The following is a 10,666-nucleotide window of genomic DNA, read 5'->3' on the forward strand; positions in this document are numbered from 1 at the left end:
ACGCGCCGTTTAGGATTTTAAACCTATAATTTGTGCCGACTTTTGCCAGAACCTACCGAAAATTGGGGTTTTGCGCAAGATGCACGAATTGACAGGGAAAATTTTCTTAATTAGCGGTCGCCGAAAAGTGGGAGCAATAAAAAAGCGCGGTGTTTTCACACCGCGCTTTTCAGATTTTTCAGGGATTAGGGATCAAGCCGCCTTCTTGGCTTCGCCCTTATAGGGATTGAACCGCTGGTAGAAGCTTTCGCCGTTCTCGGCCATGTCGAGAAGCAGCTTCGGAGCCTTGAACTGCTGGCCGTATTTCTTCTGCAACTCCTTGGCAAGCTTGACGAATTTCTTCGCCCCCATGCCATCGATATAGGACAGCGTACCGCCCGTATAAGGTGCAAAGCCGAAAGCCAGGATCGAGCCAACATCCGCTTCGCGCGGATCGGTCACAATGCCTTCTTCCATCACGCGGGAAGCTTCCAGAGCGATGGTGACGAGGAAGCGTTCCTTCAGCTCTTTCACGTCGATCTTATCGGGGTCCTGCTGCGGATAAAGATCCTTCAATCCAGCCCAGAGATGCTTTTTGGCAGGTTTGGCCGGGTATTCATAGAATCCCTTGCCATTCTTGCGGCCCTTGCGGTCAAACTCGTTGACGAGCCTGTCCACCAGTTCGACATGACGCGGATCGACAGCCTTCTCGCCGAGATCGGCAAGCGTTGCCTTGAGGATCTTCTGCGACAGATCGATGGCGGTTTCGTCGTTGAGCGCCAGCGGACCAACCGGCATACCGGCCATGCGGGCGGCATTTTCGATCATGGCGGCTGGAACACCTTCAACCAGCATGTTGTAAGCTTCCGACATATAGCGCAGCACGCAGCGATTGACGTAGAAACCGCGCGTGTCGTTGACGACAATCGGCGTCTTCTTGATCGCACGGACGTAATCAAGTGCGACGGCCAGCGCCTTGTCCGAGGTCTTCTTGCCGAGAATGACTTCCACCAGCATCATCTTGTCGACCGGCGAGAAGAAGTGGATGCCGATGAAGTTCTTCGGACGCTTCGAGACCTTGGCAAGACCGCTGATCGGCAGGGTCGAGGTGTTCGACGCGAAAATTGCCGAAGACTTCAACACTTCCTCAGCCTTCTCGGTCGCAACGCGCTTGACTTCGCGGTCTTCGAACACGGCTTCGATCACCAGATCGGCACCGTCGAGCTCAGCATAATCAGGCGTTGCCGTGATGAGCGACAGGAGCTTTTCCTTATCGGCCTCAGTAGCGCGGCCCTTCTGCATTTCCTTGGTGATAAGGTCAGCAGTGTGCGCCTTGCCCTTGTCCGCGGATTCCTGATCGCGGTCGATCAGCACCACCGGAATGCCCGCCTTGGCGGTGACATAGGCAATGCCTGCACCCATGAAACCAGCGCCGATGACGCCGATTTTCTTGAGCTTGGTCGGCTTTTCATCCGCCGGGCGGCGTGCGCCCTTGTTCAGCTCCTGCAACGACACGAACAACGAACGGATCATCATGCCCGCTTCGGTCGTCTGGAGGATTTCGGTGAAATAGCGCTGCTCAATCTTGAGACCGGTATCGAATGGCACCAGAAGGCCTTCGTAAACCGACTTCAGAATGGCGAGCGCCGCCGGGTAATTGCCCGATGTTTCACGGCGCAAAATGGCGGTTGCAGCAGGCCAGAGATTGGCGCCTGCGGCCGAATAGATCGCGCCGCCGGGCAGTTTGAAGCCCTTTTCATCCCATGGCTGAACCGGCTTGAGGCCACCCTTGATGAGCTTCTTCGCGGTTTCGACCAGCTTCTTTGCCGGGGCAACTTCGGTAACGAGACCCATTGCCTTGGCGCGCTGCGCCGTCAGGCTGGAGCCTGTCGTCATCATCTGCAGCGCATCCTGCTGGTTGGCAAGACGCGGAACGCGCTGCGTACCACCAGCGCCCGGGAACAGGCCGACCTTCACTTCCGGCAGCGCCAGCTTTACGCCCGGCGCATCCGACACCACCCGCGCATGACAGGAAAGCGACATTTCAAACGCGCCACCCATGCAGGTGCCGTTAATGGCCGAAACCCACGGCTTGCCGCTGGTTTCCAGCTTGCGGAACAAGCCGCTCATCTTGCCGACATTGTCGAACAGAGACTGGACCGCGCCCTGCGGGTCCTTGGCCTTCTGCTTCTGGAACTCCTTGAACATGCCTTCCAGCATGGTCAGGTCGGCACCGCCGGAGAAGCTTTCCTTGCCGGACGTGATGACCACGCCCTTGATCTTGTCGTCCGCGACCACCGCATCGATGATAGCGTTCAATTCCTGCATCACCTCGACGGTGAACACATTCATCGACTTTTCAGGCATGTCCCAGGTGGCGAGGGCAATGCCGTCGGCGTCGGTCTCAACTTTGAAATTCGTGTAAGCCATTCGTAAAAACCTCCCTCGCTTTATACGCGCTCGATGATCGTCGCCGTGCCCATGCCGGCACCGATGCACAGGGTCACCAGCGCGGTGTTGAGATCGCGACGTTCCAGCTCATCCAGCACCGTACCGAGGATCATCGCGCCGGTTGCACCGAGCGGATGGCCCATGGCAATCGCACCGCCATTGACGTTGATCTTGTCGTGCGGAATATCGAAGGCCTGCATGTAGCGCAGGACCACAGCGGCGAAGGCTTCGTTGAGTTCGAACAGGTCGATATCCGAAATCTTCAGCTTGGCCTGCTTGAGCAGTTTTTCCGTTACATCGACGGGGCCGGTCAGCATCAGCGCCGGGTCGGAGCCGATATTGGCGAAAGCGCGGATGCGGGCACGCGGCTTGATGTCGAACGCCTTGCCAGCCTTCTTGGAGCCGACCAGAACGCCTGCTGCGCCATCGACGATGCCCGACGAATTACCGGCATGGTGGACGTGGTTGACCGTTTCGATTTCCGGATGAGCCTGAATGCCGACGGCATTGAAGCCGCCCATTTCTCCCGGCATCACAAAGGACGGGTTCAACTGGCCCAGCGCCTGCATATCGGTCGTCGGGCGCATATGCTCGTCATGGTCGAGAATGGTCAGACCGTTCTGATCCTTGATCGAAATGACCGAATTTTTGAAATAGCCCTTTTCCCACGACTTGGCGGCGCGTTTCTGGCTTTCGACAGCATAGGCATCGACATCGTCGCGGCTGAAACCGTATTTCGTGGCGATCAGATCGGCGGACACGCCCTGCGGCATGAAATAGCCGGGGAAGCCGACCGATGGGTCCATGTACCAGGCACCGCCCGACATGCCCATGCCGACGCGCGACATGCTTTCAACGCCGCCAGCAACCACCAGTTCGTCGGCACCGAAGGCAACCTTTGCGGCAGCCAGATTGATGGCATCGAGACCGGAAGCGCAGAAGCGCGAAATCTGGATGCCCGGGGCTTTGAAGTCGTAACCGGCTTCGAAAGCGGCGGAGCGTGGAATGACAGCGCCAGCTTCGCCGACCGGATCGACACAGCCGAAAATAATGTCATCGACCTTTGCGGTATCGATGCCGTTGCGGTCGCGCAGGGATTCCAGAACCTTCGCGCCCAGACGCACGGCAGGCACTTCATGCAAGGACCCGTCCTTCTTGCCGCGCCCGCGCGGCGTCCGCACATGATCGTAAATATAAGCCTCAGCCATTTTTTCTCCTTCCCGCCGGGTCCGAAGAACCCGGCCTAACCTTTAAAATGTCAGCAGAAAATCAGAACGCGTCCGCAGGCAGCGCCATCATGCTATCCGCACCCGACTGGATGCGTGCGAGATGGGCGGCACTTTCCGGCATGATACGCTCGAAATAGTACCGTGCGGTGACGAGTTTCGCTTCAAGATAAGCCTTGTTGCCTTCGCCTGCCGCCAGCTTGTCTTCCGCGACCTTGGCCATGCGGCCCCACATCAGCCCCAGCGCGACCAGTCCGAACAGATGCATATAATCATTGGACGCGGCACCGGCATTGTCGGGCTTCGCCATTGCATTTTGCATCAGCCACATGGTGGCGGCCTGAAGATCATTGAGGCCCTTCTTCAGATGTTTGGTAAAGAAGGACAGCTTTTCATTGTCGCGATTGGCTTCGCAGAATTCGCCCACTTCCTTGAAGAAGGCCGTAACGGCGCGCCCGCCATTCAGCGCCAGCTTGCGCCCGACCAGATCGAGCGCCTGAATGCCGTTGGCGCCTTCATAGATCATCGCAATACGTGCATCGCGCACATACTGGCTCATGCCGTGTTCTTCAATATAGCCGTGGCCACCGAAGACCTGCTGCGCCATGACGGCATGTTCAAAACCCTTGTCGGTCAGAACGCCTTTCAGCACCGGCGTGAGCAAGCCGACCAGATCGTCGGCAGCCTGACGTTCGGCCTCGTCGCCGGAGCCGTGCGCGATATCGGCATTGAGCGCGGTCCACAACAGAAACGCACGGCCTGCCTCATTGAAAGCGCGGATCGTCATCAGGTTGCGACGGATATCCGGATGCACGATGATCGGATCGGCCTTCTTTTCCGGCTCTTTCGCGCCGGAAAGGGCGCGGCCCTGAATGCGCTCACGAGCATAGATGGCGGCATTCTGATAGGCGGTTTCGGCAATCGAAAGTCCCTGCAAGGCAACGCCCAGACGCGCTTCATTCATCATGGTGAACATGGCGCGCAGACCCTTATGCGCCTCACCGATCAGGAAGCCGGTCGCCTCGTCGTAATTCATGACGCAGGTGGCATTGCCGTGAATGCCCATCTTTTCTTCGATGGAACCGCAGGAGACGCCATTGCGCGTGCCCGGATTGCCATTTTCATCCAGAATGAACTTCGGCACGATGAAGAGCGAAATGCCCTTCACGCCTTCCGGCGCACCGTCGATACGGGCGAGCACCAGATGGATGATGTTGTCCGACATGTCATGTTCGCCAGCCGAGATGAAAATCTTCTGACCGGAAATCTTGTAGGAGCCGTCGCCCTGCGGCGCGGCACTGGTGCGCAGAAGACCCAGATCCGTGCCGCAATGCGGCTCGGTCAGGTTCATCGTGCCGGTCCAGGTGCCTTCCACCATCTTCGGCAGATAAGCGTTCTTCTGCTTGTCCGTGCCGTGGATCAGGATCGCGGCAATCGCGCCCTGCGTCAGGCCCGGATACATGGTGAGCGCCATATTGGCCGACGACATATATTCAGCCACTGCCGTGTGCAGCAGATAAGGCAGACCCTGGCCGCCATATTGCTCCGGCACGGCGAGGCCGAGCCAGCCGCCTTCGCGGTACAGATCGAAGGCTTCCTTGAAACCTTTTGGCGTGGTGACGCTGCCATCGGAGGCGCGCTTGCAGCCTTCGCGGTCGCCGCTGTGATTAACCGGGAACAGGGTGCCTTCAGCGAGCTTTGCACCTTCCGACAGGATTGCCTCGACCACGTCGGGCGACGCGTCGGCAAAGCCCGGCAGATTGTTGTAACGCTGATAGTTCAGAACGTCGTTGAGCACGAAATTCGTATCTTCAACGGGCGCGCGATAGCTCGGCATCAAAATCCTCCAAATTCATCACCTGAGCCAGCCCGCGAAAGACGGATACCGGCTCCAAACCGCGTTTCATGCCTACTGTCTGTTTAATTAGCAAAACGCTGTGACAGCCTGCATGTTGCAACAAAAAGGACCGTTCTCACTCGAAAACCTGCCATTTTTGCAGCATTCTGGCCAGCCAAAACCCAATCTCAGGTCGAGCCGGACCAGTTCGGACTCAAAACTAGCGCAGTTTGACGTTTCCGTAAACGTCAAAATTTAGCGAGCTGTGAGGCGATGTGTGCGCAACCGTTTTGTAAACGCCGCCTTGGTTTGTCCCCCTGCGCCTTGGTATGGGCATTTCGTTGCATTTGATTTGTCCAGTTCGGGAAAATCATCGAATTAATCGGAAGCAGACCGTTTGCATTCAACAGTTCCACTTCACGATCTACGGGCGTGTCGGTGAAGATCGATATTGCGATTGCACTCGAAAACTCATGTCCAAATTATACCGGCGACCATAACCTCGGCATCGTTTTCATTAATGGACGGTAAGCCGCACCCTTGTTAGCCTATAGATAACGGGGGGTGATTCTAATGTCGTCTGCGCCAAAGGCATGTCTTCACATGCGAGCTAATTGGCTCGGCCCTGTCGGTACTTTAGATGCTGACCTAAGTAAGTATGCTCAAAACCTAGTTTATGCCCGAAACGGTACGGGGAAATCATTTCTTACTCGTGCACTTAGGTACCTTGACCTTCACGGGGATGGCGAAGATATCCAAGACGCGCTGATTAATCTCCTTGCCGACGAATCCACGAACGGGGATGGTTTTTTCGAGCTTTCACAGGGCGGCGTCAATATCTGCAAACTCACATTGAGCTCAATCACATCGCGGGTCACTCCCGACGTCAGCGACCGCATTTTCCATGTATTCTCCGATGATTTCGTTCACGCCGAACTTCGACAATCAAATTTTGTCGTCAACGGCAATATCGAGAGCAAAATAAACCTGGACCAGTCGATAATCAGCACCAAGGATGCAGAGGAGACTCTGGCGCGGGCGGAAGCGCATTTGAAAGAAATAAGAGAACGGCTAGAACAGCGAACGCTACAGCTCAAAGACCAGCAACTCGCTTCGAAGGCTAGCGTAAATAAGCGCCTCAGAGAATACGGCGACATAGAGTTAGAGGTGGTTCGGTTTGTCTGAACAGTTTCGAGCGTTTCGTTAAGTGGATTTCCGCCTCGATTATGCCGCCACCATCATTGGCGTCAGCGCGTTGAAGTAGACCTGATCCGGTGTCTGCCGGTCAAGGGATGAATGTAGGCGTCGAGTATTGTAAAAGGTCAGATATCGACCGATGCCGACGCGGGCCTCAGACACGGTCTTGTAGGCGTGGAGATAAACCTCCTCATATTTGATCGACCGCCAGAGCCGCTCGACGAAGACATTGTCCCGCCACGCGCCCTTGCCGTCCATCGAGATGGCGATTTCGGCCTTCTTCAGCACCGCGGTGAAGTCAATGGACGTGAACTGCGATCCCTGATCTGTGTTGAAGATATCGGGCTTGCCATAACGGGCCAGTGCCTCCTCAACCGCTTCGATGCAGAAGGCCGCCTCCATCGTGATCGACAGTCGCCACGATAGAACCCGGCGGCTGAACCAGTCGACGACGGCGCAGAGATAGACAAAACCACGCGCCATGGGGATGTAGGTCAGATCCATTGCCCACACCTGATTGGGTCTGAGAACCGTCAGGTTGCGCAGCAGATAGGGATAGATTTTGTGCCCGGGTGCTGGCTTAGAGGTACTCGGGCGGCGATAGATTGCCTCAATGCCCATCTTTTTCATCAGCGTTGCGACGTGCAACCGTCCGGTTTGTAGCCCTTCTGCCTTCAAAAGCCCTTGCAACATTCGGCTTCCCGCAAACGGATAGTCGAGATGCAGTTCGTCGATCCGGCGCATCAATGCCAGATCGCTTTCCGACACTGGGCGCGGAGAATAATAGACGCTACTGCGGCTAAAGCCGAGAAGCTTGGCCTGGCGTGCGACCGATAGTTTGTGTGCGCGGTCAATCATTTCTTTCCGCTCAGCAAGCCCGCCTTGCTGAGCGCTCCGGCTAAAAAATCGTTTTCCAGCGTCAACTCTCCGATCTTGGCATGAAGCGTTTTGACGTCGACGGTTGGAACTGCCGATTCAGCATTGTTCTCATCACCGAAGACGCCAGTCGCCCCCTCAAGAAGCTGGTCTTTCCACTGCTTGATCTGGTTCGCATGCACGTCGAATTGCTGCGATAATTCCACCAGTGTCTGCTCGCCCCTGATCGCAGCAAGCGCCACCTTCGCCTTGAAAGCCGGGCTGTGGTTCCGGCGCGGTCGTCTCGTCATGGTATCTCCTGTTCCCGGCATCTAAGCCGAAATCAGGCAGAATTTCCACTTATCCCCGCTGTTCAGATTTCCCGAACCACCTCTATAGGACGGCAAACGGACCAGCCCTTGTCGATCAAGCGCCACAGTTCCCCAAGCGTCAGGAAATAGTAGAATTCATCCTGTCGGCCAGTTCCCACGATCTGGGCACACGTAGTAGAATTTTCAAGCAGATCTCTTATCACCTTGAAGACAGTCTTGACGAAAGCGGGAGTGACAACGACACCCCGAATAATTGCTCTCGGTTGTTCTCCATGTTTGGTCGTCTTGTCATCGAATACGGAGGGATCATCTCCACGATTGATCGCATCCCTAATAATTACCCACCAGTCCATTCGCCCTGTCAGTGATTCCATGTGATCTGCGAGATGCGAGCGGAGTGCATTTTCGACAGCGAAAATAAGCGGATAGACAGCCGAGAACTCTTTGATCCTGCGGTTATACACTTTATGAACGAAGGCGCGCTGATTCGTGTAGTCAATCCGATTGCCGTCGTTAATTGCGATACATTCGGTAATGGCATCCCGCAAAACGACCGGGTTCAACGTCTTCATATCCGCTTCGAATGCACGAATATCTCGAGAATTCGGAGTGAATGTGAAATATTTGGCCATTAGATTCCAAGTTGGTTTATGGCGGTCGGAAATTTTAAACATTATGGCCTTGTCGAGATCGAGACATCACTCTATAGTTAAATCACTCGCTGGGTGGCAGCACAATGGTGTTGCGATATCATGGGTTGCCATGGCTCTCGGAGAGTATAAACAAATGTGGCAAAGCGTGGCTCTAAAGGCTGCGCTTTTGTCGTTTTTGCTCCTTTGATTTTCATCAATTTTATTAGATATCGATTATCGTGGGATTTCTAGATCGAGTTCTTTGTATGCTGTATCGATTGTGAGATGACAATCTGCGCTCTTTCTGATCAAGGTTCTGCGAAGGAGACGATTGTTGGGACCAGCACCAGGCTGTATGGGCGAAATGGCAACTATCCCCCGAATCGCAAACTCATATGTGTTTTGCTGTAAACCTATTGAAGATTTTGACCTATCTCCCGATAACAAGCGTCTACGGCCCCGACGTCGTAACGGTTTAATGGCTTCCAAGCCCGTCCCTTGAAATCGAAAAACTCGATCACACACTTGTCACGTTCGGTATCTGCCCATTGCGCGGCGATGAGGCGACTATCGCGCCGAAACATCAGCGACAAATACATGTTGTCTTCGCCACCGCGTGGAAAGCCCATTGGACGACCGGTATTACTATCACTCACAATCACTGCCGAGCAGCCGGTCCCACAGCCAAACTGAATCAACGAATAGTGCCCCGCAAAATTGGGTCCGTCTTTGAGACCATTGCGAATTCGAGTTCGAAACGAATTGAAATCCTTATCGCGTCCCTTGAAGTCCGGCATCTTCGTTTTGCCGGAAAACCGCACTTCGACTGGATATGCGCGGGGATCTGGAGCACTTACATGGGTGGCATTGGCTTGAACAGAATTCGAAGCCGACGATTGGCGTCCTTCGCATTGATGCCAGTTCATCTGGTAGCCATATTCGCTCGGACGCCCATAACACCAGCCAACAGACGCGAGTTTGGCATCCAGCTTATCTCGTCGTCCGCAAGCTTCATGTGTTTCAGGAGAGTCACCTGATCCACCTCTGCATAATTGATTTTCTGTATGCCACTGCGAGATTATTCGGGTGGGTTCGAATACGTTTTTGTCGAGTGTTATAACCTTTCCCGATTCAGACACGATCCTGTTGGTACGGGGATCCCAACCGAACACGAATTCAGCCTCTCCGGACGAGGTCTTGCCAGAAAAGCTTCGCGCAAACCATTCGACGACACCAGTGATCAGGCAATTATCCGTGCAGATGACCTTAACCGTGTCGGCTTTGGGGCTATAGGCCCGCTCAGGCCAACGCTCCACAAACTTGCGCTTCTCGTCAACAATGAACGATTTGGCCTGGACCTTGTCGTAAAATGTAACAAAGTCAGCATACGCGCTTTCAGCGAAGTTCATTGACTGGCTGTTCGACTGCGACCACGTTTCGTAATAGGTCGTCAGAAAAGCGCGTGCTCTATCTTCTCTCGTGTCATTCTGCGGAGTGCTCTCCGCAACTGACGGCGACTGGACGGTCTGAGGTGTTGTCACCACAGAGGGTGTCGATGCCGCAGTGGCTTCACCGCTCGTTGTTACTTTGAAGTCTTGCATCTCAGTCGCGGTCAGATAGCGCATATCCGTGCTCGGTACCGACAGACTGAGCTGCAGAAGCCTTGGATCGATGCCCATTTCGACTAGATAGGTAATGATGTGCGCTGTAACCCTTTGGACAGCAGCCACCGCACTTTGCCCGTCCAGTGTATGTTCAGGAGCAAACGATGACTGATGGACACCTATTGCACCAGGTTCCGCGTGCCGGTTGATACCACCCACAAACGCAAGTGCACATGCAGACGAGCATTCCATGGAACGAGGTTGCATTGTCGATAGACCAAGGGATCGGATCATTCGACCGTATGCCATCGCGGAAATAATATTGCCCCCTCCACTTGAGAACGACACAATCTTGGCACCAGTAGCGCCAACTTCGCGAGCAAACACACTTGGATCGTCGTTGGTAGAGAACTCGCCTTTCAAGACCAATGCCGGTGGTCCATCATCAAGTGGTACACGTTCAACAGCTATTTCCGCACGTGCGAATGTCGCAAGCGAAAGTATCGCGATAACACTTGCTATCAGGAAACGAGCCAATTGCCATGAACCCATT

At 54.8% G+C, this 10,666-nt stretch carries 7 protein-coding genes; 1 reads left to right on the plus strand and 6 read right to left on the minus strand.

Translation table 11 applies throughout. The features are described 5' to 3' along the window. Window positions 1–192: 192 nt before the first annotated feature. The 3 genes from QBD01_RS13575 to QBD01_RS13585 all read right to left on the minus strand — a co-directional run bounded on the left by QBD01_RS13575 (window position 193) and on the right by QBD01_RS13585 (window position 5,493). Window positions 193–2,409 (minus strand): FAD-dependent oxidoreductase, encoded by a 2,217-nt coding sequence (locus QBD01_RS13575; protein WP_280993235.1) that lies wholly within the window; start codon window positions 2,407–2,409, stop codon window positions 193–195. A gap of 20 nt (window positions 2,410–2,429) precedes the next feature. Continuing rightward, window positions 2,430–3,638, minus strand: coding sequence for an acetyl-CoA C-acetyltransferase (locus QBD01_RS13580; RefSeq protein WP_280993236.1), 1,209 nt, complete (start codon window positions 3,636–3,638; stop codon window positions 2,430–2,432). A 61-nt stretch (window positions 3,639–3,699) separates the two neighbouring features. Next, a complete protein-coding gene (locus QBD01_RS13585; RefSeq protein ID WP_280993237.1) occupies window positions 3,700–5,493 on the minus strand; it encodes an acyl-CoA dehydrogenase C-terminal domain-containing protein in 1,794 nt (597 codons plus the stop codon). A gap of 573 nt (window positions 5,494–6,066) precedes the next feature. Here QBD01_RS13585 and QBD01_RS13590 point away from each other — a divergent pair. After that, window positions 6,067–6,678 (plus strand): hypothetical protein, encoded by a 612-nt coding sequence (locus QBD01_RS13590; RefSeq protein WP_280993238.1) that lies wholly within the window; start codon window positions 6,067–6,069, stop codon window positions 6,676–6,678. A 39-nt stretch (window positions 6,679–6,717) separates the two neighbouring features. Here QBD01_RS13590 and QBD01_RS13595 read toward each other — a convergent pair. From QBD01_RS13595 to QBD01_RS13605, 3 genes are all read right to left on the minus strand, one after another. Then, window positions 6,718–7,856, minus strand: a protein-coding gene (locus tag QBD01_RS13595) for an IS3 family transposase (protein ID WP_280993239.1) whose coding sequence is annotated in 2 segments (ribosomal slippage) — window positions 6,718–7,589 and window positions 7,589–7,856 — 1,140 coding nt in all. Because the reading frame shifts where the segments join, the coding sequence is not laid out codon by codon here. A gap of 62 nt (window positions 7,857–7,918) precedes the next feature. Further along, window positions 7,919–8,509 carry a hypothetical protein gene (locus QBD01_RS13600; protein ID WP_280993240.1) on the minus strand — a complete coding sequence of 197 codons (591 nt, stop codon included), beginning with the start codon at window positions 8,507–8,509 and terminating at the stop codon, window positions 7,919–7,921. A 413-nt stretch (window positions 8,510–8,922) separates the two neighbouring features. Then, complete coding sequence (locus QBD01_RS13605; RefSeq protein ID WP_280993241.1) at window positions 8,923–10,665, minus strand: hypothetical protein; 1,743 nt, start codon at window positions 10,663–10,665, stop codon at window positions 8,923–8,925. Window position 10,666 lies beyond the last annotated feature (1 nt).

It is taken from the genome of Ochrobactrum sp. 19YEA23, from assembly GCF_029909865.1.
Taxonomy (GTDB): Bacteria; Pseudomonadota; Alphaproteobacteria; order Rhizobiales; family Rhizobiaceae; genus Brucella; species Brucella gambitense.